The sequence below is a fragment of the Stutzerimonas degradans genome (assembly GCF_024448505.1).
In the GTDB taxonomy this organism is placed as follows: domain Bacteria; phylum Pseudomonadota; class Gammaproteobacteria; order Pseudomonadales; family Pseudomonadaceae; genus Stutzerimonas; species Stutzerimonas degradans.
In genome coordinates this window covers 59,477-85,380 of the sequence record NZ_JAMOHV010000014.1, presented here as the reverse complement: position 1 = coordinate 85,380, position 25,904 = coordinate 59,477, and the positions used below count along the sequence as shown (strand labels likewise).

Annotated in this window: 22 protein-coding genes; 12 read left to right on the top strand and 10 right to left on the bottom strand. The window is 68.1% G+C overall.

What is annotated here, in order from left to right; translation table 11 throughout:
* Window positions 1-13: 13 nt before the first annotated feature.
* Together NAV27_RS16360 and edd are read right to left on the bottom strand one after the other, a co-directional pair.
* The gene (locus NAV27_RS16360; protein ID WP_008570339.1) at window positions 14-976 is read right to left on the bottom strand and encodes a glucokinase; all 963 of its coding nucleotides are present in this window, start codon (window positions 974-976) and stop codon (window positions 14-16) included.
* Window positions 973-2,802 carry a phosphogluconate dehydratase gene (gene edd / locus NAV27_RS16355; protein WP_043297217.1) on the bottom strand — a complete coding sequence of 610 codons (1,830 nt, stop codon included), beginning with the start codon at window positions 2,800-2,802 and terminating at the stop codon, window positions 973-975. Before edd ends, NAV27_RS16360 begins: the two co-directional genes overlap by 4 nt.
* 290 nt (window positions 2,803-3,092) lie before the next feature.
* Between edd and plsB the strand changes: the two genes are divergently transcribed.
* Entirely contained in the window at window positions 3,093-5,597 is a 2,505-nt protein-coding gene (plsB, locus tag NAV27_RS16350; protein WP_102829597.1) for a glycerol-3-phosphate 1-O-acyltransferase PlsB, read from the top strand.
* Between the two features lies 1 nt (window position 5,598).
* Here plsB and NAV27_RS16345 read toward each other — a convergent pair whose 3' ends face one another.
* Genes NAV27_RS16345 through NAV27_RS16335 form a run of 3 tightly spaced genes read right to left on the bottom strand, consistent with a single transcriptional unit; the run spans window position 5,599 to window position 10,141 of the window.
* Window positions 5,599-6,762 (bottom strand): L-lactate dehydrogenase, encoded by a 1,164-nt coding sequence (locus NAV27_RS16345; protein WP_102829598.1) that lies wholly within the window; start codon window positions 6,760-6,762, stop codon window positions 5,599-5,601.
* Window positions 6,763-6,772: 10 nt separating this feature from the next.
* Complete coding sequence (locus tag NAV27_RS16340; RefSeq protein WP_102829599.1) at window positions 6,773-8,503, bottom strand: thiamine pyrophosphate-binding protein; 1,731 nt, start codon at window positions 8,501-8,503, stop codon at window positions 6,773-6,775.
* Between the two features lie 36 nt (window positions 8,504-8,539).
* Window positions 8,540-10,141 carry an FAD-dependent oxidoreductase gene (locus tag NAV27_RS16335; RefSeq protein WP_102829600.1) on the bottom strand — a complete coding sequence of 534 codons (1,602 nt, stop codon included), beginning with the start codon at window positions 10,139-10,141 and terminating at the stop codon, window positions 8,540-8,542.
* Between the two features lie 142 nt (window positions 10,142-10,283).
* Between NAV27_RS16335 and NAV27_RS16330 the strand changes: the two genes are divergently transcribed.
* The gene (locus NAV27_RS16330; protein WP_102829601.1) at window positions 10,284-11,288 is read left to right on the top strand and encodes an AraC family transcriptional regulator; all 1,005 of its coding nucleotides are present in this window, start codon (window positions 10,284-10,286) and stop codon (window positions 11,286-11,288) included.
* Between the two features lie 62 nt (window positions 11,289-11,350).
* On the top strand, window positions 11,351-12,022 hold the full coding sequence (locus NAV27_RS16325) for a DUF4197 domain-containing protein (protein ID WP_043297222.1): 672 nt from the start codon (window positions 11,351-11,353) through the stop codon (window positions 12,020-12,022).
* Window positions 12,023-12,126: 104 nt separating this feature from the next.
* On the opposite strand, the gene dsbG is transcribed toward NAV27_RS16325, so the two are convergent.
* The 3 genes from dsbG to dsbD are packed head-to-tail and all read right to left on the bottom strand — an operon-like array spanning window position 12,127 to window position 15,442.
* A complete protein-coding gene (gene dsbG, locus NAV27_RS16320; protein WP_102829602.1) occupies window positions 12,127-12,894 on the bottom strand; it encodes a thiol:disulfide interchange protein DsbG in 768 nt (255 codons plus the stop codon).
* On the bottom strand, window positions 12,891-13,706 hold the full coding sequence (locus tag NAV27_RS16315) for a TlpA family protein disulfide reductase (protein ID WP_102829603.1): 816 nt from the start codon (window positions 13,704-13,706) through the stop codon (window positions 12,891-12,893). The genes dsbG and NAV27_RS16315 overlap by 4 nt, the downstream gene beginning before the upstream one ends.
* Window positions 13,706-15,442, bottom strand: a complete 1,737-nt coding sequence (dsbD, locus tag NAV27_RS16310; protein WP_102829604.1) for a protein-disulfide reductase DsbD — start codon at window positions 15,440-15,442, stop codon at window positions 13,706-13,708. Before dsbD ends, NAV27_RS16315 begins: the two co-directional genes overlap by 1 nt.
* A gap of 138 nt (window positions 15,443-15,580) precedes the next feature.
* Here dsbD and NAV27_RS16305 point away from each other — a divergent pair, with 138 nt between their 5' ends.
* Complete coding sequence (locus NAV27_RS16305) at window positions 15,581-16,258, top strand: response regulator (RefSeq protein ID WP_102829605.1); 678 nt, start codon at window positions 15,581-15,583, stop codon at window positions 16,256-16,258.
* Entirely contained in the window at window positions 16,255-17,577 is a 1,323-nt protein-coding gene (locus NAV27_RS16300) for a sensor histidine kinase (protein ID WP_102829606.1), read from the top strand. Before NAV27_RS16305 ends, NAV27_RS16300 begins: the two co-directional genes overlap by 4 nt.
* A gap of 8 nt (window positions 17,578-17,585) precedes the next feature.
* On the opposite strand, the gene NAV27_RS16295 is transcribed toward NAV27_RS16300, so the two are convergent.
* Together NAV27_RS16295 and NAV27_RS16290 are read right to left on the bottom strand one after the other, a co-directional pair.
* Entirely contained in the window at window positions 17,586-18,950 is a 1,365-nt protein-coding gene (locus tag NAV27_RS16295) for a heavy metal sensor histidine kinase (protein WP_102829607.1), read from the bottom strand.
* Window positions 18,947-19,630, bottom strand: coding sequence for a heavy metal response regulator transcription factor (locus tag NAV27_RS16290; RefSeq protein ID WP_003289221.1), 684 nt, complete (start codon window positions 19,628-19,630; stop codon window positions 18,947-18,949). Before NAV27_RS16290 ends, NAV27_RS16295 begins: the two co-directional genes overlap by 4 nt.
* Before the next feature lie 145 nt (window positions 19,631-19,775).
* Between NAV27_RS16290 and NAV27_RS16285 the strand changes: the two genes are divergently transcribed.
* The 7 genes from NAV27_RS16285 (at window position 19,776) to NAV27_RS16255 (ending at window position 25,815) form a co-directional block, all read left to right on the top strand.
* Window positions 19,776-19,979: a DUF2933 domain-containing protein gene (locus NAV27_RS16285; RefSeq protein WP_102829608.1), complete on the top strand. Its 204-nt coding sequence runs from the start codon at window positions 19,776-19,778 to the stop codon at window positions 19,977-19,979.
* The gene (locus NAV27_RS16280) at window positions 19,966-22,347 is read left to right on the top strand and encodes a heavy metal translocating P-type ATPase (RefSeq protein ID WP_369805861.1); all 2,382 of its coding nucleotides are present in this window, start codon (window positions 19,966-19,968) and stop codon (window positions 22,345-22,347) included. Before NAV27_RS16285 ends, NAV27_RS16280 begins: the two co-directional genes overlap by 14 nt.
* Window positions 22,348-22,410: 63 nt before the next feature.
* A complete protein-coding gene (locus NAV27_RS16275) occupies window positions 22,411-22,677 on the top strand; it encodes a CopZ family metallochaperone (RefSeq protein ID WP_102829609.1) in 267 nt (88 codons plus the stop codon).
* 21 nt (window positions 22,678-22,698) lie between these two features.
* A complete protein-coding gene (locus tag NAV27_RS16270) occupies window positions 22,699-23,145 on the top strand; it encodes a DUF411 domain-containing protein (RefSeq protein ID WP_102829610.1) in 447 nt (148 codons plus the stop codon).
* Window positions 23,146-23,175: 30 nt separating this feature from the next.
* The gene (locus NAV27_RS16265) at window positions 23,176-23,526 is read left to right on the top strand and encodes a DUF3147 family protein (RefSeq protein WP_102829611.1); all 351 of its coding nucleotides are present in this window, start codon (window positions 23,176-23,178) and stop codon (window positions 23,524-23,526) included.
* Between the two features lie 145 nt (window positions 23,527-23,671).
* Window positions 23,672-25,432, top strand: coding sequence for a copper resistance system multicopper oxidase (locus tag NAV27_RS16260; protein ID WP_102829612.1), 1,761 nt, complete (start codon window positions 23,672-23,674; stop codon window positions 25,430-25,432).
* Between the two features lie 11 nt (window positions 25,433-25,443).
* Window positions 25,444-25,815: a hypothetical protein gene (locus tag NAV27_RS16255; protein WP_102829613.1), complete on the top strand. Its 372-nt coding sequence runs from the start codon at window positions 25,444-25,446 to the stop codon at window positions 25,813-25,815.
* Window positions 25,816-25,904 lie beyond the last annotated feature (89 nt).

Sequence of the window (25,904 nt, the reverse complement as noted above, 5' to 3'; positions counted from 1 at the left end):
CTGGTGCCGCGCCTCAGGCGCCCTCCAACAGCGGTTGCAGGGCGACGCCGGCACCTTCCAGCCCCGGATACGGCGCGGTCACCAGCCATACCGGCAGCTGATCGAAATAGCCGCTCATGCGCCCCTTGTCCCGCAGGCTCTGCTGGAAATCGCTGGCGAGGAAGAACTCGGCGAAGCGTGGCACCACCCCACCGACGATGTACACCCCGCCCCGCGCGCCGAGGGTCAGCACGTTGTCGCCGGCCACGCGCCCGAGCCAGCGGCAGAACTGCTGCAGCACCTCTACCGCATAGGGCTCGCCCGCCAGTGCAGCGGCGGTGACCGCCGCCGGCGAATCGACCGTCACCGCGCGGCCATCCAGTCCGCAGCTGGCGCGGTACAACGCCAGCAGCCCCGGCCCGCTGAGCACCGCTTCGGCATTCACGTGGCCGAGCTGGCGATGCAGATGAGCCCAGATCGCGGCCTCACGCTCGCTGCCAACCGGCAGGCAGATGTGCCCGCCCTCGCCCGGCAGCGCCCGCCAGCCGCCGCCCTGCAATGGCAACAGCGTGGCGACGCCCAGGCCCGTGCCAGGCCCTATGACCAGACGCGGCCGGCCGGGTTCGGGCTCGCCTGGGCAAACCGTGATGCGTTCGCCCTCGTGCAGGCGGGTCATGCCCAGCGCCATGGCGGTGAAGTCGTTGATCAGCAGCAGCTGCGCAAGCCCGAGGTCCGCACAGAACGCCGCGCGGCTGAGTTGCCAATGGTTGTTGGTGAAACGGAACACGTCGCCGCCCACCGGCCCGGCGCATGCCAGGCAGACCGCCTCGAGCGTTTCCAGCGGCTGACCGACCGCCGCCAGATAGGCGCGGATCGCCAGCTCGGGACAGGCGTAATCCGCCGTGGGCAGCACACGAACCTGTTCGACGCGCTGATCGCGCCAGAGGGCGAAGCGCGCATTGGTACCGCCGATATCGCCGACCAGTGCCGTCTTCACTGCAACGCCTCCAGCCCGGTGGTGAACGCGCTGGCGCCCTGCTCCGCGCTGCTGAACGCCGCGCGCATGAAGCCGAACAGCTCACGGCCGCAGCCGATGCCCAGGTCTTCCGGGCGCGTGGCCGGCTTGCGCGCCGCCCATTCGAGCGGTTCGACCAGCACGCGCAGCACGCCGGTTTCGCCATCGACGCGGATGATGTCGCCATCGCGCACCCGCGCCAGCGGCCCGCCATCCAGCGCCTCCGGGCAGACATGAATGGCCGCCGGCACCTTGCCGGATGCGCCGGACATGCGCCCGTCGGTGACCAGCGCCACCTTGTAGCCACGGTCCTGCAGCACGCCGAGGAACGGCGTCAGCTTGTGCAGTTCCGGCATGCCGTTGGCCTTCGGCCCCTGGAAGCGCACCACGGCGACGAAATCACGCTCCAGCTCGCCTGCCTTGAATGCCGCGGCCAGCTCGCTCTGATCGATGAACACCCGCGCCGGCGCCTCGACCACACGATGTTCCGGCGCCACGGCGGAAATCTTGGTCACGCCGCGTCCGAGGTTGCCCTCCAGCACCCGCAGCCCGCCTTCGGGCGAGAACGGCCGCATGGCCGGACGCAGGATGTTCTCGTCCAGACTCTGCTCCGGGCCGTCGCGCCAGACCAGCTTGTCACCGTCGAGGAACGGCTCCTGAATGTAGCGTCGCAGGCCCTTGCCGACGACGGTATGCACGTCCTCGTGCAACAGCCCGGCGTCGAGCAGCGTGCGCACCATGAACGGCACCCCGCCACAGGCGTGGAAATGGTTCACGTCGGCCTGGCCGTTGGGGTAGACCTTGGCCAGCGTCGGCACCACCTCGGACAGGTCGGCCATGTCCTGCCAGGTCAGCTGGATGCCGGCGGCGCGGGCGAATGCCGGGATGTGCAGGGTGTGATTGGTCGAGCCGCCGGTGGCGTTGAGCGCGACCACCGAGTTGACGATGGCCTTCTCGTCGACGATCCGGCACAGCGGCGTATAGCTGCCGCCCTGATGCGTCAGGCGGACGACCTGCCGCGCTGCCTCGCGGGTCAACGCATCACGCAGCGGCGTGTACGGATTGACGAACGACGAGCCCGGCAGGTGCAGACCCATGATCTCCATGACCACCTGATTGGTGTTGGCGGTGCCGTAGAAGGTGCAGGTGCCGGGGCTGTGGTAGGACTTCATCTCCGACTCCAGCAGCTCCTCGCGACTGGCCTTGCCCTCGGCGTAGCGCTGGCGCACCTCGGCCTTTTCCTTGTTGGGAATGCCCGACGGCATCGGCCCACCGGGCACGAAAATCGTCGGCAGATGGCCGAAGCGCAGCGCGCCGATCATCAGCCCGGGGACGATCTTGTCGCAGATGCCGAGCAGCAGCGCGGCATCGAACATGTTGTGCGACAGCGCCACCGCGGTGCTCATGGCGATCACCTCGCGGCTGGCCAGGCTCATCTCCATGCCCGCCTCGCCCTGGGTCACGCCATCGCACATCGCCGGCACGCCACCGGCAAACTGGCCGACCGAACCGACCTCACGCAGTGCCTGCTTGATCAGCTCGGGAAAGTGCTCGTAGGGCTGATGCGCGGAGAGCATGTCGTTATAGGCCGAGACGATGGCCACGTTGGCCTCGTTCATCAGGCGCAGGCGCTGCTTGTCTTCGCTCGAAGCACAACCGGCGACGCCGTGGGCGAAGTTGGCGCACTGCAGCTTGCCGCGCTGCGGACCTTCGCTGGCCGCCGCGGCCATCATCGCCAGATAGCGTTCGCGGGTCTTGCGACTGCGCTCCACCAGGCGCTCGGTGACCTGTTGAACTCGTGGATGCATGTCTTACTCCCGTTGCGAATTGAGGATTCCGACAACCATAAACCATCCGAGGCGGGTTGAAGTTCCGAGGCGATGGGAAGGTGAGTGCTTAGGCACGGAAGAACGGGTTCTTCGCACTTGGTTGTCTTAGGGCCGACGCCGAACGCAAGCGCCCACGACCGACGCCGGAGCGATCCCGCCGGTTCGCTTCCGGGTCGCGCGGATTCGACGACGTTTTGCCCGCCATCGCCGCATGCGTCACACTTGCGCCCTTCGAGGGCCTGGCCCCTTTCCACAGTCGAATCCAACGCATGACCCGCTCCCCCGTTCGCCGTCTGATCTTCTCCGCGCTGCGCCGCCTGCTGTACCTCTGGGTGCGTTCGGAAACCATCAACCAGTCCGCCTTCACCCTCAAGCTCGATCGCAGCAAGCCGGTGTTCTACGTGCTGCAACAGGCGTCGCTGAGCGATCTGGCGGTGCTCGACGTCGAGTGCGCCAAGGCCGGGCTGCCGCGCCCGGTGGCCGATGTGGCGGTGGGCGAGCATGTCGAGCCGGCGGCGTTCTTCTTTCTCAACCCGGCGGCGAGCTGGTTCGGCCGGCGTTCCCGGCTGGCCGCCCCGCCGGCCCTGGTGCGGCTGGTCGGCGCGCTGGAGCACAACGCGGTGGAGAACGCGCAGATCATCCCGGTCAGCGTGTTCTGGGGGCAGTCGCCAAACCGCGAGACCAGCGCCTGGAAGCTACTGTTCGCCGACAGCTGGGCGGTCACCGGGCGCCTGCGCAAGCTGCTCAGCATCCTGGTGCTGGGGCGCAAGACGCGCGTGCAGTTCTCCGCGCCGATCCAGCTCAACGAGCTGGTGGCGCAGAACAAGGGCCACGAGCGTACCCTGCGCATGGTGCACCGCATGCTGCGCGTGCACTTTCGCAATCAGAAGACCGCGGTAATCGGCCCGGACCTGTCGCACCGGCGCAACCTGGTCAAGGGGCTGGTGCATGGCCCGCAGGTGCGCGAGGCGATCCGCGAGGAAGCCGCGCGCGAGAACATCGCCCTCGACAAGGCCGAAGCCCGCGCACTGCGCTACGCCAACGAGATCGCCTCGGACTACGCCTACACCGCCGTGCGCTTTCTTGAGGTGGTGCTGTCCTGGTTCTGGAACAAGATCTACGACGGCATCCGCGTCAGCCATATCGAGCCGCTGCAAGACGCCGTGCGCGGCTACGAGGTGATCTATGTGCCCTGCCATCGCAGCCACATCGACTACCTGCTGCTGTCCTACCTGCTGTTTCGCAACGGCCTGACGCCGCCGCACATCGCCGCCGGCATCAACCTCAACATGCCGGTGATCGGCGGCCTGCTGCGCCGCGGCGGCGCCTTCTTCATGCGCCGTTCGTTCAAGGGCAACCCGCTGTACACCGCGGTGTTCAACGAATACCTGCACACGCTGTTCAGCCGCGGCTTTCCGGTGGAGTACTTCGTCGAGGGCGGGCGCTCGCGCACCGGGCGCATGCTGCGACCGAAGACCGGCATGCTGGCGCTGACCCTGCGCAGCTACCTGCGCTCCTCGCGCCTGCCGATTCTCTTCGTGCCGGTGTATGTCGGCTACGAGCGCGTGCTGGAGGGCCGCACCTACCTGGGCGAGCTGCGCGGCGCGGCGAAGAAGAAGGAATCGATCTTCGACATCTTCAAGGTCATCGGTGCGCTCCGGCAGCGCTTCGGCCAGGTCTGGGTCAATTTTGGTGAACCGCTCAAGCTCAACGAGTTTCTCGATCAGGAACAGCCGGGCTGGCGCCAGCAGAACCATGCGCCGGAGTTTCGCCCCGACTGGCTCAACGCGACGACCAACCGTCTGGCCGAGCGTATCGCCCAGCGCCTGAACGAGGCGGCGGCGGTCAATCCGGTGAATCTGGTGGCGCTGGCGATGCTTTCCACCAGCCGTCAGGCGCTGGATCGCCGTTCGCTGGCGCGGATTCTCGATCTCTACCAGCGGCTACTGCGCGCGGTGCCCTACTCGCCGCACACGACGCTGCCGGAGGGCGATGGCGAAGCGCTGATCGCCTACGTGCAGAGCCTCGAGCTGATCGCCGAACAGAAGGATGCGCTGGGCGACATCCTCTATCTGGACGAGCAGAACGCGGTACTGATGACCTACTACCGCAACAACGTAATGCACATCTTCGCCCTGCCGGCACTGCTGGCGAGCTTCTTCCAGAGCAGTTCGCGCATCAGTCGCGCGCAGATCCTGAGCTACAGCGAGGCGCTCTATCCGTATCTGCGCGCCGAGTTGTTCATGCGCTGGGAAGTGGAAGAACTCGCGGCGGTGATCGACCAGTGGCTGGCGGCGTTCGTCGAGCAGGGGCTGCTCAAGGTGGACGGCGAGAATTACGTGCGCCCGGCGCCGAGTTCGCGGCAGTTCGTCCTGCTCACGCTGCTCTCGCGGGTGATCGTGCAGACGTTGCAGCGCTTCTACATGGCCACCTCGCTGCTGCTCAACAGCGGCCAGCACAGCCTGACTGCCGAGGAGCTGGAAAACCTCTGCACGGTCATGGCCCAGCGCCTGTCGATCCTGCACGGGCTGAACGCGCCGGAGTTCTTCGACAAGAGCCTGTTCCGCCATTTCATCCAGGGGCTGCTGGAGCAGAATGTGCTGAGCGCCGATGCCAACGGCAAGCTCGGCTACCACGACGACCTCGGCGGGGTGGCCGAAGGCGTGGCCAAGCGCGTGCTGCCGGCGGAGCTGCGTCTGTCGATTCGTCAGGTCGCACTGGAGCGCCACGAGGACGAGGTGACGCCGCAGCCGGATGCCGATCAGCGCGACTAGCTCAGTCGCGGCGCTCCAGCAGACCGGCGTCGATCTGCTCCAGGCGATTGACGCCGCACAGCGCCATCGCCGTGGCCAGTTCGGCCTGCAGGCTGGTCAGCAGCCGCACCACCGCCGCCTCGCCGCCGGCCGCCAGCGCCCAAGCCCAGGGGCGGCCGATCAGCACGCCCTGCGCACCCAGGGCGCGCGCCCGGAGCACATCCACGCCGCTGCGAATGCCGCCATCGAGCAGGATCGGCAACTGCCCGCCGAGCGCCGCGGCGACCGCCGGCAGCTGCCGGATGGTCGAGGCCACGCCGTCCAGCTGACGGCCGCCGTGATTGGACACGACGATGGCATCGACGCCGCAATCGAGCGCGCGCAAGGCGTCGTCCGGTTCCATGATGCCCTTGAGCACCAGCCGCCCCGACCATTGCGCGCGCAGCCAGCGAATGTCGTCCCAGCTCACACGCGGGTCGAACTGCGCGTCCAGCCAGGCCTTGAAGGCGCGCAGGTCGCTGGGATCGGCCACACGGTCGCTGAGGTTGCCGAAGTGATGCGGCTTGCCGCGAATCGCCACGTTCAGCAGCCAACCGGGACGCTGCGCCAGCTGCGTGGCTTTGGCGAGCCGACCGCGCCAGCTGGCGTCGAGCATGCCGTTGCGAATGTCGCGCCGACGAATCCCCGCGACCGGCAGGTCGACGGTGAACAGCAGCGTGTCGCAGCCGTTGCGGCGCGCCTGCTGCAACAACCCCTGCACCGCGTCGCGGTCGCGCAGCATGTAGAGCTGGAACCAGCACTTCTGCGCACTTGCCGCGTGCACCTCGGCCAGCGAGCAGATGCCAACGGTGGACAGACTGAACGGCACGCCGACCGCCGCCGCTGCCCGCGCCGCCTGCACTTCGCCGCGGCGCGCATAGAGGCCGGCCATGCCCAGCGGGGCCAGCGCCAGCGGCATGCTGGCGGCCTGACCGAGCAGCTCGCAGCGGGTGTCGAGGTTGTCCACGTCGCGCAGCACGCGCTGGCGCAGGTTGAGGCGCTGCAAATCCTCGCAGTTGGCGCGCAGGGTCTGCTCGTCGTTCGCGCCGCCGTCGATGTAATCGAACAGAAAGCGCGGCAGGCGCTGCCGGGCCAGGCGCCGGTAGTCGGCGCAGCTGGCGGCCAGACGATAGGACGCAGGGTTCATGGTGCGCTCCTCAACCGGTCACCCGCCGCCACAGCGCCCGGCTCACCACGCGCAGCTTGTCGCGCGGGGTGAAGCGCTTGAGCGTGGCCTTGACCACGCCCTCGGTGAAGCGCGTGCGCTTGCTGTAGTCGATGCGCACATCCACCAGCACCGGCCTGCCCTCGCCGGCCAGCGTCAGCGCCCGGGTGATGCCGTCGGCACACTGCGCGTTGCTCTCGATGGTGACGAACGCCGCGCCGGTGGTTTCGGCCAGCGCGGCGAGATTGAGCGGCCGCAGCACGGTGCAGGTCTTGCGGTTGTAGGGTATCTCCTGCGCCTGGGCGATCTGCGACAGCTCGCCGTCGTTGAACACGAACAGCACCAGATCGAGTCCCAGGCTGCTGGCGGTGACCAGCTCCAGGCCGGTCATGCGCAATGCACCGTCGCCGACCACGCCCACCACCTGGCGCTGCGGATTGGCCAGCTTGGCACCGATCATGCCCGGCACGCAGTAGCCCATCGCATTGAAGTCGCTGGGCGAGATGAAGCCGCGCGCGGCGTGGATCGGCATCAGCTCGGCCAACAGGAAGGTGTGGTTGCCATCGTCGGCCACCACGATCGCCTGGTCGCCGAGCTGCGCACGCAGCGCCTGGCAGAACACGGCCGGATTCACCCGCCCGCGGCTGTCGTGCTGCAGCCACTCCTTCACGTACGCGGCCTTGTCGGCGGCGATCCGCTGCGCCAGCTCGTTGCGCGGCGGCGCGCTGCGTATGGCGCGGACCTCGGCGAGCAGCGCCGGGATCAGTTGCTCGGCCGCGCCGGCCAGGGCGACTCGCGCCGGGTAGTTGGCGCCGAACACCTGCGGGTTGATGTCCAGGTGAATCAGCTTCGCCGGCACCGGCATGCTGTAGCTGCCGGTGGGGATCTCCGCGAAGCGCGTGCCCACCGCCAGCAGGCAGTCGCAATCGGCGAAGGCATTCGCAGCGGCCGGCACCGCGTAATCGCCGAAGCCCATGCCGACATGCAGCGGATGCGTGGCCGGGAAGGCGCTGAGCCCCTGCAGCGTGGTGCACACCGGCGCGGCGAGCAGTTCGGCCAGCTGGATCAGCTCGGCCTGCGCCCCCATCGCGCCCCAGCCGAGAAACAACCCGGGCTGGCGCGCGTCGACCAGCAACCGCGCGGCCTGGCGCAACAGCGCCGGATCGAGCGGCGGCACCGGCGGTTCGGCGACGAAGGCCGGCATCTCCTCCACCTCGCCGAGGAAGTTGCCGATGTTGTACGGCAGCTCGACGAACACCGGACCCGGCTCGCCGCCGGTGGCGATGCGGTACGCCTGATACAGCGTGGGAATCACCTCGGCGTGGCTGAGGATGCGAAAGCTCGCCTTGGTGATCGGCGCCAGCAGCGCGTGCTGGTCGATGTCGTGCAGCTGGTAGTGGCGGCCGCTTTCGCTGTGGATGCCGCCGGAGAGGATCAGCATGGGAATGCCGTCCAGCCCCGCCTCGCCGATGCCGCTGGCCGCATGGGTGACGCCGGCGGCGGGCACGATCACCAGCGTGCCGATGCTCGAGCCGGTGCGGCTGAAGGCATCGGCCATGAAGGCCGCGCCGCATTCGTGCGTCACCAGCACCGGCTGGATGCTTGGCGAGGCGTTCAGCTCGTCGTACAGCTCGGTGTTGTGCACGCCCGGAATGCCGAAGGTGTGGCTGACGCCCAGCTGTTCCAGGGCAAAGCGTGCGAGTGCGGCGCCGGTCTTCTTCATGGTGGTTCTCCTTGTTCTTATGCTTGTTCTTATATGTCAGGCGTCGCCGGCGATGGTCTGCGCGGCGCGACGACCGTTGAGGATGCAGTTGGAGAGAAAGGTGCCTTCCAGCGAACGGATGCCGCTGATGCCACCGCCGCCGAAGCCGGCTGCCTCGCCGGCCGCATACAGGCCGGGCACGGGCTCGCCGTGGCCATCGAGCACCCGTGAATGCAGGTCGGTGAGCATCCCGCCCATGCTCTTGCGGCTGATCAGCCGGGTGCGGATGGCGATCAGCGGGCCGCTGCCGGCATCGTGGATCGGTCGTGGCGCGCAGGTGCGGACCCGGTCGCCGCGCCACTGGCGCAACTGCTGCAGGCGGCGCAGCTGTTCATCGTTGTACAGCGCCGGACCACGACGGATGCCGGCGTCGTAGCGCGCCAGCGTGGCCGCCAGCAGGTCCTGGTCGAGTCGGCCGTCACCAGCCAGCGCAGCCATCTTCGCGGCCAGTTGCGCCAGCGTGTCGGCGGCCAGCACATCCGGGCAGCGCTCAACCATCCAGCGCACCAGCTGGCGGTTGCCGGTGGCGAGCTGCCAGAGCAGCGGCAACAGCTTGCGGTCGCGAAAATGCGGGTTGCTGTCGGTGCCGGAAATCGCCAGCTCCTTGATCGCGATGCGCCAGTTGAGCAACTGCCAGCCGTACTGACCGGGCAAGTGGCCGATGCGTTTGCACTGGTCATGGGTATCGAAACCGCCTACCAGCGGCTGCGGGCCGATGCGCTGCCCGCGGGCGTCGAGCCAGAGCGCCGAGCGCGAGGGAATCAGGCTCAGGCCATGCTGCGGATACTGCGGCTCGGGATGGGCGATGCCGGCGGCGTAGTTCCACATGCGTCCGAGCTTGACCACCTGGCCACCGGCCGCCTGCACCTGCCCATGCAGTTCGCCGTCGGCGCGCGGGTCGGTGCCGTTGAGGATGTTCTCCGGGTACGGGCCGTACAGCGGGTCCCAGTGCGCGCGCACCCTGGCCAGATCGCCATTGATGCCGCCGCTGCAGAGCACCACGTGCTCGGCCTCGATGCGAAAGTCGCCCGAGCCGCTGCGGCCGTGGCAGCCCACCACGGCGCCGTTGCGCGTCTCCAGACCCAGCACGCGATGCTCGAACAGGCAGCTCAGGCCGGCATGCTCGAACATCCGCCGCGCCAGCGTCTGCGCCACGCCGCGGCCGCAGCCCCAGGCCACGTGATAGCGCGGCAGTGCGTTGCCGTCGCCGAAGTTGCCGCGCTCGACCCACTGCACCGCCGGGAAGAAGCTCACGCCGCGCTGGCGCAGCCAGTCGTAGATGTCCGCCTTGTTGCGCTCGGCATAGTGCTCGGCCCAGCGCCGCCCCCAGTGGTCGTCGGCGTCGAAGGCGGCTACCCGCAGCCAGTCCTCCAGCAGCAGCTCGGGCGAATCCTGCACCTTGTTGCGTCGTTGTTCCGGCGTGCCGCAGAGCAACATGCCACCGAACGCATCGTTGGCCTGACCGCCGCACTGGCTGCGCGGCGCGGCGTCCAGCAGCAGCACCTGGCAGCCACGTTCGAGCAGCTCCAGCGCCGTGCTGATGCCGGCCAGCCCCGCGCCGATCACCAAGGTTTCACAACGATGATGCGTAGGCTGCATGTCCGGCCTCCTGGCAGAAGTGCGATTCGATGCCCCCAGCCTAGGCAAGCGCCGCGTCGGCAGCCTGACTTTTCACGAATGCCTGGTTGACATATTGCGAATCCGCACCCGCAATGCACCCGTCGCCCTACGGATGCCGAACATGACCCAGATCGCCCGCAGCGCCGTGTTCATCGGCTTCGACAGCCTGTGCCGGCGCTACGACCTGAATCCGCACGAGCTGCTGCGCCGCTGCGATCTCGACCCGCTGGTGCTGCGCCGGCCGGATCTGTACGTGCCCTACGCCAGCTTCGCCCGCGCGCTCAATCTCGCCGCCGCCGAGGGACCGGCGCCCAGCTTCGGCCTGCAGTTGAGCGAGTATCACGACTACCTGGTGTTTGGCCCGTTCGGCCTGCTGCTGGCGCAGGCCGAGAGCTTCGCCGAGGTGCTCAAGCTCACCCAGCAGTACGTGCATTTGCATGCGCAGGGCATCGCCCTGCATCTGCACAGCGAAGGCGAGCGCCTGCATGTGGAATACCGCCTGCAACTGCAGGATGCCGTGGACCTGCGCCAGCTGCGCGAGCTGGGCCTGGGGGTGATGCAACGAACCATGACCGGCCTGTTCGGCGCCGGCTGGCAACCTCGCGAGCTGCTGGTCGGCCACGCGGCGGTGGGCGAGCCTGCCGACTACGCTCGGGTATTTCCCTGCCCGGTGCGGTTCGAGCAGCGCAGCAGCGGCTTCGTCACCGACAGCAGCATCTTCGACCTGCGCCCGCTGGAGCAGCGGCATCAGCTCAAGTCGCATTTGATCGAGCAGTACCATCACAACCGGCACTTGCCGACCGACCTCGCCGAGCAAATCCGCTACGTGTTGCAGTCGATCCTCTCCACCGGCGAGGCGCGGCTGGACGTGGTCGCGCGCCTGCTCGGCCAGCATCCGCGCAGCCTGCAGATCGCCTTGCAGCGCGACGGGCACAGTTTTCGCGGGCTGCTCGACCAGGTGCGCTATGCCGAGGCGCGCCACCAGCTGCGGCTGTCCACCCAGTCGATCACCGATCTCGCGCTGCACCTGGGCTACGCTGACGAAACGGCGTTTTCCCGCGCATTCAAGCGCTGGAGCGGGATGGCACCGCAGCTGTGGCGCAAGGGCAACTTCGACGTCAGCTGAACGCACTCGAAGCGCCACGGCAGCTGTTAAGCTCGCCGCCACCCATTCGGAGGAACCACCCCATGCTTCGCATCGCCACCTTTGCCGCCGGCCTGCTGCTGTCTGCCGGCGCGTTCGCCCTGTCGCTCTCGGACCTGACCCAGAGCGATGCCAGCGCCGGCCTCAAGGATGCCCTCAGCCAGGGTGCCAAGGTCGCGGTGCAGCAGCTCGGCCGCCCGGGCGGCTTCAGCAGCGACCCGAATGTGCGCATCGAACTGCCGGGCAACATCGGCAAGGCCTCGCGCATGCTGAAGATGCTCGGCATGGGCGCGCAGGTCGAACAGCTGGAAAACAGCATGAACCTCGCCGCCGAGAAGGCCGTGCCGCAAGCCCAGCAACTGCTGCTGGATGCCGTGCGCAAGATGACCGTGCAGGACGCCAAGGCGATTCTCGCCGGCGGTGACGACTCGGCGACCCAGTACCTGAACAAATCCAGCCGCGAGCAGATTCGCGCCAAGTTCCTACCCATCGTCAAGCAGGCCACCGACCAGGTCGGTCTCGCGCAGCAATACAACGCGGTGGCGGCGAAAGTACCGACCGGCCTGTCCGGCGGCTACGCCAACATCGAAAGCTACGTCACCGAGCAGGCGCTGGACGGCCTGTTCACGGTGATCGCCGAGCAGGAAGCGAACATCCGCAAGGACCCGGCCGCCGCCGCCACCAGCCTGGCGAAGAAGGTATTCGGCGTTCTTTGATTCGTACTACCGCGTCGCCTTGCGCGTGGATGGCTTCGGCCATCCACCCTACCTTCATCAGGAAAACGCGCGCAGCGCTGTTCCACGCCTCCCCTAGCGCTGCCTCAGCGCGGCCCCATGATCGTTTCCAGCACATCCGGCCGCGGCGCACCCTGGTGCTGTTGGAGCCGTCCGTTGGCGTCGAGGTAGAAGATCGCCGGCGTGGCCTGGGCGCCTAGCTCGCTCATCAGCATCAGGTTGTCGGTGAGCTGTTTCTCCAGCGCGGCGGGAATCTTCTCCAACGGCTTCAGCTTGCTCGCCTTGCCGGCCGCTTCGTGTTCGTTGAGCGCGGCTTCGGGCTTGCTGGCGCTGAGCAGCGCGGCGGACTTACCGGCGCTATCGGCGCGCAACATGCCGACCATGATGTGCCGCAGCTGCACCTTGCCCGACTCGACCCAGGGCCGCGCCTGCTTCCAGAACATGTTGCAGTACGGGCAGTTCGGATCGCTGAACATGTAGATGATGCGCGGCGCGTCCGCCTTGCCGTCGGCGATCCAGGTGCTGTTCTCCATGCGCGTCCACATCTCCTTGGCGAGCGGTTCGTAGACCAGCTTCTCCAGGTGCGCGCGGGTCAGGTCCTCGCCCTTGGCATCGAGCAGGCTGCCGATCAGCACGTGCTCGCCATCGGCGGTCAGATAGAGCGCCATGCCCTGGCCGTTGTAGCGTGCGGCATAGCCTTTCATGCCACCGGGCGCATCGAAGGTGCCGACGACCTCGGCACCGCGCGCCTCGACGGCTTGGATCGCCTCCGGCAGTGCCTCGGCCTGAGCCACAGACAACGTCAGCAGGGTCACACCGGCCAGCAGGTAGGGTAACGGCTTGAATCGAATCACTGCGCAGCATCCTCTTTCAGTTTTTCCAGCGCGCGCGCCAGGCTGGCGTGCGAGAGTTCGCCGAGATGGCTGCCGATCTGACGGCCCTCGGCGTTGTAGAACAGCGTGGTGGGCAGTGCCGTGGAGCCGACGTGCTGACCGAGACGCCCGCCGCTGTCGAGCAGTACGTTGTCCAGCGTCAGCCCTGCGGTTTCCAGGAAGCGACCGATCTCGCCCTCGCCTTCGCCCTGATTGACGAAAAGGAACAGGGTGTCGCTTTCGCGCGCCTGCGCCTCGGCGAGCACCGGCATCTCGCGTCGGCATGGCGGACACCAGGTCGCCCAGAGATTGACCACCAGCGGCTGCCCCGCGTAATCCTCCAGCGCCACCGAGCGGCCCTGGCTGTCACGCAGGGCCATTTCCGGCAGGCGCGTGCCTTGCTCGAGGGAATGCCAGGCCAGATTACTGAAGCCCCAACTGAGGACGCCCACCGTGAGCGCGATGCCCAGCGGCTTGCGCAGCTCGCGGTCGCGCCAGCTCCACCAGACGCCCAGCGCCAGCGCGGCGAACAGCCCCGGCCAGGCGATGAAGCCACCGTCACGGATATCGATAACGCTCAGCCAGTCATCCCGGTAGTACGCCCAGTACAGCGCCACGAAGGCCAGGCGAGCCACCAGCAGCGCCACCAGCAGCAGGCGAAACAGCTGCCGCTCCGGGTTGCGCTCGCTGCGGCGGCCGATCCACCAGCCGGTCAGGGTCGCCAGCAGCAGGCTGCCCAGCAGAATCACATGGGGCATCGCCAGGGCCAGCGGCCCGATATTCACAGTCAGCATCAACCTCGCTCCCGGGTCTGGTTCCAGTTCTGCAGAAAGTCCCTGGCACCGACCTCACCGGTGATGCGTCGTTCACGGCGCTCCTCGCCATCCGGGCCGATCCACAGCAATGTCGGCGGGCCGAGCACCTGATAGCGCGCCAGCAGCTCGCGGCTGGCGGCGTCGCTGCGGGTCACGTCGGGGCGCAGTACGCGCACACCGTCCAGGCTCGCCTGCACCTCGGCGTTGCCGAAGACCTCCTTCTCCATGACCTTACAGGAGACGCACCAGTCGGCGTAGTAATCGATCAGCACCCACTGGCCCTGCGCCTTGGCTGCCGCCAGCTCACGATCGAGCACCGCCGGATCGCTGAAACCGAGCGCGTGGGACTCGACCGCCGCGGCCGTCGCCACGCCGCCGGCATAGATCGCCAGCGGCCGACGCGGATCATCCGCACCGCCGGCGGCACCCAGCAGCATCGCCGCGCCCCACAGCCCCAGCAGAACGCCGCCGGCCTGACAGAGCACGCGCTGGCGTTGCACTGCCTGCGCCACATGCAGCAAGGCGGTGGCGAGCACCACCAGCAGCGCGCCCCACAGGCCCAGCCACAGCCAGTCGGCCAGCAACGGACGCGCGACGAACAGCGCGGCCGCGAGGAAGAGAAAGCCGAACACCACTTTCACGCGATCCATCCAGGCGCCCGGCTTGGGCAGAAAGCGCTGGCCGACCGTCACCAGCAACAGCAGCGGCGTGCCGATGCCCAGGCCCAGCGCGAACAGCACCAGGCCACCCTGCAGCGCACTGCCGCTTTGTGCGATGAACAGCAGCGCGGCGGCCAGTGGCGCGGTCATGCAGGGGCCGACCAGCAAGCCGGAGAGCACGCCCAGCGCGCCAGCCCCGGCGAGGCTGCCCCCGCGCTGGCGATCACCGACACGCTGCAGACGATCACGCAGCGCCACCGGCAATTGCAGCTCGAACAAACCGAACATTGGCAGCGCCAGCAGCACGAACAACACGGCGAAACTGGTCAGCAACCAGGGTTGCTGCAGCGCCGCCTGCAGGTTGGCGCCGAGCAGCGCCGCCAGCACACCGAGCCCGGCGTAGACCAGCGCCATGCTGACCACGTAGGTCGCCGCCAGGGCAACACCACGGCGCGAGGTGGTGCCGCTGCCGACCACGATGCCCGCCAGAATCGGCAGCATCGGCAGCGAACAGGGGGTGAAGGCCAGCAGCAAGCCGAGGCCGAAGAACACCAGCAGGCTCCAGGCCAGTGCCTGATTTTCGAGGCCGCTGGCCAGCGCCTGATCTTCGGCCTGCCCGGAGGCTGCCGAGGCGATGCCGTCACCGCTCAGCGATACCTCACGGGTCTGCGGTGGATAGCAGAGCCCGGCATCGGCGCAGCCCTGCCAGCCGAGGCGCACACTGTCCTGCGCGCCTGGCGGGATCAGCAGTTCGAGACTGTCGCGGTAGATCTGCGAATCGCCGAAGAACTCGTCGCTATAGGGCTCGCCCTCGGGCAGCTGCGGCTGGCGCTCCGGCGGCAGGCCGTCGAACTGCAGGCGCTGCTGATAGAGGTAATAGCCCGGTGCGATCCGCCAGTGCAGCCGCGTCGCGCCGTTCTCCTGCGGGCTGACCGTCAGCGCGAATGCCTCGTCCGCCGGCAGAAAATCACCCTGCGAGCCGCCGCCAAACAGCCCGCCGGCCGGCAGCGCCAATCCGGGCGCCAACAGAAACAGCAGAAGAACCAATGTGCGCATGAGAGTCCTGGCCGAGAAATGACTGCCGCGCAGCATGCCGGGGCGGGATTAACGCGCCATTAACGCCATGGCACGGGCTGCGTAACGCTGCCTTAATCGCTAAGGTCCACCCTAGAGCTTTTTCTGCGGACCCTCCCCATGCACGTGCTGCTTGCCGAAGACGACGCGCTGATCGCCAGCGGTATCGTCGCCGGGCTCAACGCCCAGGGCCTGATCGTCGACCATGCCGCGACTGCGGCGACTGCCGAAGCCCTACTGCGCGCGGCGCATTTCGACGTGCTGATCCTCGACCTCGGCCTGCCCGACGAAGACGGCCTCGCCCTGCTGCGACGCCTGCGCCAACAGGGCCTGGAGCTGCCGGTGCTGGTGCTCACCGCGCGCGATGCGGTCAGCGACCGGGTCACCGGCCTGCAGGCGGGGGCCGACGACTACCTGCTCAAGCCCTTCGATCTGCGCGAGCTGGCCGCGCGCCTGCACACGCTGATGCGCCGCATGTCCGGACGCAGCGTCAACCTCATCGAGCATGGCCGACTGAGCTACGACCCGAGCCGCTGCGAAGCGCGCCTGGACGGCCAGCCGGTCGACCTGTCGCGCCGTGAACAGGCTTTGCTGCAGGCGCTGCTCAACAATCAGGGCCGGGTGCTCAGCAGCGAGCAGCTCAAGGACGCGGTCTACGGCTTTGCCGATGATGTCGAGAGCAATGCCCTCAACGTGCATATCCACCACCTGCGGCGCAAACTCGGCAGCGGCATCGTCGAAACCGTGCGCGGCCTCGGCTACCGCCTCGGTCCGGCAGGTGACGAGGACGCGTCATGAGCCTGCGCCTGCGCCTGACCCTGATGCTCGGCTCGGCCTTCGTGCTGCTCTGGGCGCTGGCCGCGACCTGGATGCTGGTCGATCTGCGCAGCCAGATGATGCTCTCGCTCGACCAGCGCCTGGCGGCCTCGGCGCGCATGGTCGCCGGCCTGCTGGTGCAGTTGCCGCAGCCGGTGCCCGGCGACGGCCCGCCGCAGCGTCTGAGCGCCGAGCAGCTGGGCATCCCCAACGGCCTGGCCTGCCAGGTCAGCTCGCTGCGTGGCGAGGTGCTGGCGCGCAGCCACAGTGCGCCCGACCAGCAGCTCGACGCCGAGCAGAACGGCTTTCGCGACCAACTGATCGACGGCGTGCCCTGGCGCAGCTTCACGCTGGTGCAAGGCGAGCTGCGCATCACCACGGCCGACCGCCTGGATGAACGTGCCGCGCTGAAGCGCTCGGTGTTGCTGGCGGCAGCGCTGCCCGTGGCGGTCGCCCTGCTCGGCAGCCTGGGTCTGCTCTGGCTCGGCCTGGGCCGTGGGCTGGCGCCCCTGCGCAGGATTCGCGAGGCACTGACCCGACGCAGCGCCGACTCCCTCGAACCCTTGCCGGTCGAAGGCCTGCCGGCGGAGCTGCTGCCGCTGGTGCAGACGCAGAATCAGCTGTTCCAGCGCATCGCCCAGGCCATCGAACGCGAACGCCGGCTGACCGGCGACGCCGCCCACGAACTGCGCAGCCCGCTGACGGCGATCAAGACCCACCTGCAGGTGGCACGCATGACCGAAGGTACCGCCGCCGAACAGGCGCTGGCCAACGCCGAGGCCGGCGCCGATCGGCTGCAGCGCACGCTGGAACAGCTGCTGTTGCTAGCCCGGGTGGAAGGCAGTCTGGATTTCGACGATGGCCTGCAGTGCACCGCCGCCGAGGTCGCGCGGCTGGCGATTCAGGACGCCAGTGGCGGCGATGGCGCGCCAATCCTGTTGCAGGTCCCGGCGGAATTGCCCGGCACGCCGCTGGCCATGCCGCCGGTGCTGGCCATCGCCGCGCTGCGCAACCTGCTGGAGAATGCCCAGCGCCACACCGCGCCGGGCAGTGCCGTCACGCTGACCCTGCTGCCTGAAGCGGAGCGAGTACGCTTCGAAGTACGCGACCAGGGCCCAGGCATCGCTGCCGAACATCTCGAGCACCTGACCCGGCGCTTCTGGCGACACGCCGCCAGCAGCGGCAGCGGCCTGGGCCTGGCCATCGTCCAGGCGATCGCGCAACGCTGCGACTGCACCCTCATCTTCGACAGCCAGGCCGACGGCCTGCGCGTATCGCTGACGGTGCCGTTGCAGCGCTGAGCATGCGCTTAGCCGGGGAATTCCAGGCGGAAGGACGTCCAGCCCTGCGCGGAGGTGCAATGAATACGGCCCTGATGGGCCTGAACGATCGAACGGGTGATCGCCAGCCCCAGGCCGGCATTGCTCGGGCTGCCTTCGCGGCGCGCCGGGTCGACCCGGTAGAAGCGGTCGAACAGTCGCTCCAGATGCTCGGGCGCGATGGTCGCGCCGGGATTGCTCACCTCAAGCGTCACCTGATCAGCGCCGCGCTCGATGGCCACGCGAATGCGCTCGCCGTCGGGGGTGTAGCGCAGCGCATTGGACAGCAGGTTCGACAGCGCCCGGCGCAGCATCGACAAGTCGCCCTGAATCGTACCGGCACCGGACAGCTCGAAGCGCACCCCGCGCTCGTCGGCCGAGAGCTGGTAATAGTCCAGCAGCTGCGCGCACAACGCCTCCAGCGCGACAGGCTTGGCGTCCGGCACGATCAGCCCGTTATCCGCCTTGGCCAGAAACAGCATGTCGTCGATCATCCGCGACATGCGCTGCAACTCCTCCAGATTCGAATGCAGGTTGTCCTGGTACTGATCCAGCGTGCGCGCGCGGGTCAGCGCCACCTCGGTGTGGGTCATCAGGTTGCTCAGCGGCGTGCGCAGCTCGTGGGCGATGTCGGCGGAGAAGTTCGACAACCGCACGAAGGCGTCTTCCAGCCGCGCCAGCATGGCGTTGAAGGCCTGCACCAGCTGCTGCAGCTCGGCCGGGGTCGACTCGTCGGGGATGCGCTCGCGCAGCGAGCGGGCCGACACCGAGGCGGCCACCTGGGTCACCTCGCGCAGCGGTTGCAGGCCGCGACGCACCAGCAGCCAGCCGAGCAGGCCGCTGAGCGCCGCGCAGAGCACCAGCGCGCCCCACAACCAGCCGCTGAAGGTATGGAAGAACGCCTTGTGCACGGTGACATCCAGCAACACGAGCAAGGTCAGGCGCTGCGAGCCGACCCGCACATGCCCCGCCTCGCCGCGCCAGACGCGCCCGTCCAGCTGCAGCTCGCCGGCCCTCCGCCCGACCAGTTCCAGCAGCTGCGGCTCGGCCATCGCGCGCGGCGCTTCGGGATACAGCTGCGCACCCGTCTCATCGAAGACGAAGCCACGCATTTCGCTGTGCCCGCCGAGCAGCGCCTGCAGCTGCGGGCGAACCCGCCCGAAATCCTGCAGATCGTCCAGCCCGCTGAGCAGGCGGCGCCCGGCCTCAAGCTTCTCGTGCAGGGAGTGGCGGTCGAGTTCGTCGAAATGGTGCTGGCTTAGCTGGCCGAAGAAGTAGCCGGCCGCCGCCAGTACGCCGGTGACGGCGAGCATGAACATCAGGCTCAGCCGCGCGGTCAGCGACAGCCGCGTCATGGTGCGTCCGGCTCGTCGAGCATGTAGCCCATGCCGCGCGCGGTGTGGATCAGCTTGGGTTCGAAGCCGTCGTCGATTTTCGCCCGCAGCCGGCGGATCGCCACCTCGATGACGTTGGTGTCGCTGTCGAAGTTCATATCCCACACCTGCGAGGCGATCAGCGACTTGGGCAGCACTTCGCCACGCCGGCGCAGCAAGAGCTCCAGCAGGGCGAATTCCTTGGCGGTCAGGTCAATACGCTGGCCGGCGCGCGTGGCGCGGCGCTTGAGCAAGTCGACCTCGAGATCGGCGATCCTGAGTTGGGTTTGCAGCGTCGCCGCATTGCCGCGGCGCAGCAGCGTGCGCACCCGCGCCAGCAACTCGGAAAAGGCGAACGGTTTGACCAGGTAGTCGTCGGCGCCCAGTTCCAGCCCCTTGACTCGGTCCTCGACGCGGTCGCGCGCGGTGAGGAACAGCACCGGTACCTCGTTGCCCGAGGCGCGCACCAGGCGCAGCACGTCCCAGCCGTCCAGGCCCGGCATCATCACATCAAGGATCAGCAGATCGTAGGGCGAGCTCAGCGCGTGCTGCAGAGCATCGGTGCCGGTGGTGACGCGGTCGACGGTGAAACCCGCCTCGCTCAGCCCCTGCTGCAGGTAGGTGCCGGTTTTCGGTTCGTCTTCGGCGACCAGCAGTTTCATGTCCCGTTCCTCGGCTCGGCGATGGGCGAAGTGTGGCAGCCGCAACGGCCGCCGCGCCATCAGCTGACAGAAACGTAATCTTTCTATCAGCGCGGCGTAAGGCGGCGAGGACTATGGTGAAACCATCCCATTCCGGAGGCCGGCCATGCAACGCAGCGGAACTCCCCAGCCTTTCTGGCGCAGCCCCGCCGGCATCGCCCTGCTGATGCTGGCGTCGATCGCGCTGTTCTACCTGGTGCGCGAACATCTGACGCATACCGCCGAAGCACTGCCTTACCTGATCCTGCTGCTCTGCCCGCTACTGCACCTGTTCGGCCACAGACACGGAGGCCACGATGGCGACCGCTGACCAGCCCGGCAACCACTCCCACGCGCATCACCACCCCGCCCACAATCACCCGCACCCAGCGCACGCCGCCGAAGCCGCGACCGAGCACGACCCGGTGTGCGGCATGCCGGTGGCCAGCGACAGCCCGCTGCATGCCAGCCATGGCGGGCGTGACTACCACTTCTGCAGCCAGCGCTGCCTGGACCGCTTCGTCGCCGAGCCGCAGCGCTATGCCGGCGCCGAGCCCGCGGCGGCGCCGGTCGCGGCCGACCCGGCTGCCGAGTACACCTGCCCGATGCACCCGGAGATCCGCCAGATCGGCCCCGGCACCTGCCCCAAGTGCGGCATGGCGCTGGAGCCGGTGATCCCCGAGCTGGAGGAGCAGGAAAACCCCGAGCTGCGCGATTTCTCCCGGCGCTTCTGGTGGAGCCTGCCGCTGACGGTGATCGTCACCCTGCTGGCGATGGCCGGACATTCGCTGGCGCTGTTCCACGGCGCCACGCAGAACTGGGTGGAACTGCTGCTGGCGACGCCGGTGGTGCTCTGGGCTGGCTGGCCGTTTTTCGTGCGCGGGGTGCAGTCGATCCGCCAGCGCAGCCCGAACATGTGGACGCTGATCGGCCTGGGTACCGCCGCGGCCTATGTCTACAGCGTGGCAGCGACACTGGCGCCACAGCTGTTCCCGGCGACTTTCCTGGAGGATGGGCGCATCGGCGTCTACTACGAGGCGGCGGCGGTGATCATCTCGCTGACCCTGCTCGGCCAGATGCTCGAGCTGCGCGCGCGCTCGCAGACCTCGGCGGCGATCAAATCGCTGCTCGGCCTGGCGCCGAAGACCGCGCGGCGGATCAACGCAGACGGCAGCGAGGAGGACATCGCCTTGACCCACGTGCACCTCGGCGACCGCCTGCGCGTGCGCCCCGGCGAGAAGGTGCCGGTGGACGGCCGCGTGCTCGAGGGCGAAAGCGCGGTGGACGAGTCGATGCTCACCGGCGAGCCGCTGCCGGTGACCAAGCGCAGCGGCGACGCGTTGATCGGCGCCACGCTCAACACCCACGGCAGCCTGGTGATGGAAGCGCAGAAGGTCGGCTCGGCGACCATGCTCGCGCAGATCGTGCAGATGGTCGCCCAGGCCCAGCGCAGCCGCGCGCCGATGCAGCGCCTGGCCGACCTGATCGCCGGCTGGTTCGTGCTGGTGGTGATCGCCATCGCCGTGCTGACCTTCTTCGGCTGGGGCCTGTGGGGCCCGGAGCCGAGCTGGGTGTTCGGCCTGATCAACGCGGTGGCGGTGCTGATCATCGCCTGCCCCTGCGCGCTGGGCTTGGCCACGCCGATGTCGGTGATGGTCGCCACCGGCAAGGCCGCCGGCAGCGGCGTGCTGTTCCGCGACGCCAGCGCCATCGAGAACCTGCGCAAGATCGACACGCTGATCGTCGACAAGACCGGCACCCTCACCGAGGGCCGCCCGGCCTTCCACAGCGTGGTCGCCGCACCCGGCTTCGGCGAGGACGAGGTGCTGCAGCTGGCCGCCAGCCTCGACCAGGGCAGCGAACATCCGCTGGCCCACGCCATCGTCGAGCGGGCCCGCGGGACCGGCGTGCAGTTGAGCCCGGTCGAGCACTTCGAGTCGGCCTCGGGCATCGGCGTGCGCGGGCGTGTCGCCGGCCGCCAGCTGCTGCTCGGCAACACCGCGCTGCTGGACGAAGGCGGCGTCGACAGCGGCGCGCTGCGCCAGAGTTCCGAAGCGCTGCGCGCCGACGGCGTGAGCATCATGTATCTCGCGGTCGACGGCGCGCTGGCCGGGCTGCTGGCGGTGGCCGACCCGATCAAGCCGACCTCGCGCCTGGCCGTCGAGCGGCTGCAGGCCGATGGCGTCCGGGTGGTCATGGCCACCGGCGACGGGCTGACCACCGCGCGCGCGGTGGCCCACGAGCTGGGCATCGAGGAGGTGCACGGCGAGGTCAAGCCGCAGGACAAGGAGCGCCTGGCCGCCACCCTGCAGCAGGCCGGGCACCGCGTGGCGATGGCCGGCGACGGCATCAACGACGCCCCGGCGCTGGCGCGCGCCGACGTCGGCATCGCCATGGGCACCGGCACCGACGTGGCGATGAACAGCGCCCAGGTCACGCTGGTCAAGGGCGATCTGCTGGGCATCCTGCGCGCGCGCAGCCTGTCGGTGGCGACGGTGCGCAACATGCACCAGAACCTGACCTTCGCCTTCCTCTACAACAGCCTGGGCATACCTCTGGCCGCCGGCCTGTTCTACCCGCTGACCGGTCACCTGCTGTCGCCGATGATCGCCGCGCTGGCGATGAGCGTCAGTTCCGCCTCGGTGGTCTTCAACGCGCTGCGCCTGCGCAACGCCGCCATCGACGGTGGCAGCGCTTGACCTTGACACGATGTCAGGGATGAACATCCAACCACGTTCACGCAACCATCCTGGGAGACGCACATGAACAGCATCGAACTCAAGGTAACCGGCATGACCTGCGGCCATTGCGTCAAGCATGTCAGCGAAGCGCTGCAGGCCGTGTCCGGAGTCACCGCCGTCGAGGTCGACCTGGCCGCCGGGCTCGCCCGTGTCGCCGGCCAGGCCGACAGTCCGGCGCTGATCGCCGCGCTCGACGAAGCCGGCTATCCTGCCGCCATCAACACCGCCGCACCCACCCCCGCCGCGCAGACTGGCTGCGGCGGCAACGGTGGCTGCGGCTGTCGCTGAAACCCTGATCTGGAGACGTACATGAAGCCTTATCTCACCGCCCTCGCCGCCCTGCTGATCTCCGGTGTGGCACACGCCGCCGATGTGATCGACGTGCATCGCGACGCCAACTGCGGCTGCTGCAAGGACTGGATCAAGTATCTGGAAGCCAACGGTTTCGAGGTGCGCGACCACGTCGAGGCCAACATGTCGGCAGTCAAGCAGCGCGCGGGCGTGGCGCCGCGCCTGGGCTCGTGCCACACTGGGGTGATCGACGGCAAGTTCGTCGAAGGCCATGTGCCGGTCGCGGCGATCCGTGAGCTGCAGCAGCGCGACGATCTCGCCGGCGTCGCGGTACCGGGCATGCCGGCCGGCTCGCCGGGCATGGATTACGGCCAGCCGCATGAGCGCTACCAGGTGATTGGCCTGACCGAACAAGGCCGTGACGTGGTGATGGGCGATTATCTCGGCAGCCAGCCGGTACGCTGAGTTTCGCGGCAGCGCGTCGTCGGGAGGCCTATGGCCTGGATCGTCACCAAGTTCCTGCTGACCGCCGCCGTGGTGGTGCTGGTCTCGGAAGCCGCCAAGCGCAGCGACAAGCTGGGCGGCTTTCTGGCCGCGCTGCCATTGATCACCCTGCTCAGCCTGATCTGGCTGTACATCGAGCGCCAGCCGACCGAGAAGATCGCCAACCACGCCTGGTACACCTTCTGGTACGTGCTGCCGACGCTGCCGATGTTTCTCGTATTCCCCCGCCTGCTGACACGCCTGGGCTTCTGGCCGACGCTGCTGGCGTGCGCGGTGCTGACCGTCATCTGCTTCGGTGCGCTGGCACTCGTGCTGCGACGCTTCGGCATCGAGCTGCTGTAACGCCTAGGGCGGGCCACATCAAGCTGACAGAACGGTAATCTTCGGCTCAGCTGCGAGTCAGCTGAGCGCCCTTATGATGACCAGACATGTTTGCCGCGCGCGTCCGCTGGAGCAGCGCGAACAGCCACTATCGAACAGGACCTGCATGCACTCGAATAGCTCTCGGCGCACCTTCGTCAAAAGCCTCGCCGCCGGTGGCGCTTTCGCCGGGCTCGGGCTATGGCGCCAGCCCGTCTGGGCGCTGACCAGCCCCGGCCAGCCGACGACACTCAGCGGCACCGAGTTCGATCTGACCATCGACGCCATGACGGTGGACTTCACCGGCAACCGCCGCACCGCCATGGCCATCAACGGCAGCATCCCCGGCCCGCTGCTGCGCTGGCGCGAAGGCGACAGCGTGACCCTGCGCGTGCGCAACCGCCTGCCCCACGACACCTCCATCCACTGGCACGGCATCCTGCTGCCGGCCAACATGGACGGCGTACCCGGTTTCAGCTTTGCCGGTATCGCGCCGGACGGTATGTACGAGTACCGCTTCAAGGTGAAGCAGAGCGGCACCTACTGGTACCACAGCCATTCCGCCTTCCAGGAGCAGCTCGGCGTCTATGGCCCGCTGGTGATCGATCCCATCGAGCCGGAGCCGTTCAGCTACGAGCGCGACTACGTGGTGTTCCTCTCCGACTGGACCGACGAGAGCCCGGCGCGGGTACTGGCCAAGCTGAAGAAGCAGGCCGACTACTACAACCTGGGACGCCGCACCCTTGGCGATTTCATCGAAGACGTGGCCGACAAGGGCTGGCGCGAGAGCTTCAGCGAGCGCTGGGCGTGGGCCAGGATGAACATGTCACCCACCGATCTCGCCGACATCAGCGGCGCCACCTACACCTACCTGCTCAACGGCCTGGCGCCGGACGGCAACTGGACCGGGCTGTTTCAGCCGGGCGAGCGCATTCGCCTGCGGCTCATCAACGGTTCGGCGATGACCTATTTCGACTTCCGCATCCCCGGCCTCAAGCTCACCGTGGTCGCCGCCGACGGCCAGTACGTCGAACCGGTGACCGTCGACGAAGTGCGCCTGGCGGTGGCCGAAACGCTCGACGTGATCGTCGAGCCGGACGGCAGCCAGGACGCCTACACGCTGTTCGCCCAGGCGATGGACCGCTCGGGCTTTTCTCGCGGCACCCTGGCGGTGCGCCAGGGCCTGCAGGCACCGGTGCCCGAGCCCGATCCGCGCCCCGAACTGAGCATGGACGACATGGGCCACGGCGATCACGCCGCGCATGGCGCCGCCTCCACGGGCAGCGACATGGACCATGGCGGCATGGATCACGGCCAGATGAAACACGCCGACATGGGGCACGGTGCGAACGCCGAAACCGCGATGCAGACGCACCCGGCCAGCGAGACGAACAACCCGCTGGTGGACATGCAAACCATGATGCCGGTGCCCAAGCTGGACGATCCGGGCATTGGCCTGCGCGACAACGGCCGCCGCGTGCTGACCTACGCCGACCTGCGCAGCAGCTTCGCCGATCCGGATGGCCGTCAGCCGAGCCGTACCCTCGAGCTGCACCTGACCGGCCACATGGAGCGTTTCTCCTGGTCGTTCGACGGCATCCCTTTCGCCGATGCCGAGCCGATCCGTCTGCAGTACGGCGAGCGCCTGCGCATCGTGCTGGTCAACGACACCATGATGCACCACCCCATCCACCTGCACGGGCTATGGAGCGACCTGGAGGACGAGCACGGCAATTTCCTCGTACGCAAGCACACCATCGATATGCCGCCGGGCGCGAGACGCAGTTACCGTGTCACCGCCGACGCCCTCGGGCGCTGGGCCTACCACTGCCATATGCTGATGCACATGGACCTCGGGATGTTCCGCGAAGTCCGCGTAGAAGAGTGAAGGAGAAATCTATGAACACGCTCAAGCAAAACATCCTGATCGCCTGCGGCCTGGCTGCCGCCTTGCAGCTGACCACCGCGCAGGCACAGCAGAACCAGCACGACGGCCACCATCCCGAGAAAACGCCGGCCACCTCGCAAGCCGACCCGGCCCAGCAGCAGCGAGGCGCTGCCAAGCAAGGCATGGATCAGGGCAACATGATGCAGATGCACGACGAGCACATGGGCAAGGGCCAGATGATGGACCACGACAACATGGGCCAGAGCATGCAGCACCGTGAAGTGAATCAGGGTCAGGGCTTGGAGCATCGCAACATGGAGAACAGCCAACGGGACAAGAACCCGTCCAAGGGGAACGCCAAGGACAAACCACGTGACCGCTGAGCGGCAACTGATCGGCATTGCCGGCGCTGCCGGGGCGAAGCTGGTTCTCGCCCTGGCCGCCGGCATGGTGGCGGCGACGGCACAGGCGC

What these genes read in the sequence shown, in the direction of transcription:
- dsbD (WP_102829604.1), bottom strand. Translation starts at nt 15,442, where the DNA reads ATGCGCACATTGGTTCTTCTGCTGTTTCTGTTGGCGCCCGGATTGGCG.
- NAV27_RS16325 (WP_043297222.1), top strand. Translation starts at nt 11,351, where the DNA reads ATGCTTCGCATCGCCACCTTTGCCGCCGGCCTGCTGCTGTCTGCCGGC.
- NAV27_RS16275 (WP_102829609.1), top strand. Translation starts at nt 22,411, where the DNA reads ATGAACAGCATCGAACTCAAGGTAACCGGCATGACCTGCGGCCATTGC.
- NAV27_RS16285 (WP_102829608.1), top strand. Translation starts at nt 19,776, where the DNA reads ATGCAACGCAGCGGAACTCCCCAGCCTTTCTGGCGCAGCCCCGCCGGC.
- NAV27_RS16280 (WP_369805861.1), top strand. Translation starts at nt 19,966, where the DNA reads ATGGCGACCGCTGACCAGCCCGGCAACCACTCCCACGCGCATCACCAC.
- NAV27_RS16290 (WP_003289221.1), bottom strand. Translation starts at nt 19,630, where the DNA reads ATGAAACTGCTGGTCGCCGAAGACGAACCGAAAACCGGCACCTACCTG.
- NAV27_RS16300 (WP_102829606.1), top strand. Translation starts at nt 16,255, where the DNA reads ATGAGCCTGCGCCTGCGCCTGACCCTGATGCTCGGCTCGGCCTTCGTG.
- NAV27_RS16315 (WP_102829603.1), bottom strand. Translation starts at nt 13,706, where the DNA reads ATGCTGACTGTGAATATCGGGCCGCTGGCCCTGGCGATGCCCCATGTG.
- NAV27_RS16270 (WP_102829610.1), top strand. Translation starts at nt 22,699, where the DNA reads ATGAAGCCTTATCTCACCGCCCTCGCCGCCCTGCTGATCTCCGGTGTG.
- NAV27_RS16255 (WP_102829613.1), top strand. Translation starts at nt 25,444, where the DNA reads ATGAACACGCTCAAGCAAAACATCCTGATCGCCTGCGGCCTGGCTGCC.
- NAV27_RS16305 (WP_102829605.1), top strand. Translation starts at nt 15,581, where the DNA reads ATGCACGTGCTGCTTGCCGAAGACGACGCGCTGATCGCCAGCGGTATC.
- NAV27_RS16340 (WP_102829599.1), bottom strand. Translation starts at nt 8,503, where the DNA reads ATGAAGAAGACCGGCGCCGCACTCGCACGCTTTGCCCTGGAACAGCTG.
- NAV27_RS16260 (WP_102829612.1), top strand. Translation starts at nt 23,672, where the DNA reads ATGCACTCGAATAGCTCTCGGCGCACCTTCGTCAAAAGCCTCGCCGCC.
- NAV27_RS16335 (WP_102829600.1), bottom strand. Translation starts at nt 10,141, where the DNA reads ATGCAGCCTACGCATCATCGTTGTGAAACCTTGGTGATCGGCGCGGGG.
- NAV27_RS16345 (WP_102829598.1), bottom strand. Translation starts at nt 6,762, where the DNA reads ATGAACCCTGCGTCCTATCGTCTGGCCGCCAGCTGCGCCGACTACCGG.
- NAV27_RS16330 (WP_102829601.1), top strand. Translation starts at nt 10,284, where the DNA reads ATGACCCAGATCGCCCGCAGCGCCGTGTTCATCGGCTTCGACAGCCTG.
- plsB (WP_102829597.1), top strand. Translation starts at nt 3,093, where the DNA reads ATGACCCGCTCCCCCGTTCGCCGTCTGATCTTCTCCGCGCTGCGCCGC.
- NAV27_RS16265 (WP_102829611.1), top strand. Translation starts at nt 23,176, where the DNA reads ATGGCCTGGATCGTCACCAAGTTCCTGCTGACCGCCGCCGTGGTGGTG.
- edd (WP_043297217.1), bottom strand. Translation starts at nt 2,802, where the DNA reads ATGCATCCACGAGTTCAACAGGTCACCGAGCGCCTGGTGGAGCGCAGT.
- NAV27_RS16295 (WP_102829607.1), bottom strand. Translation starts at nt 18,950, where the DNA reads ATGACGCGGCTGTCGCTGACCGCGCGGCTGAGCCTGATGTTCATGCTC.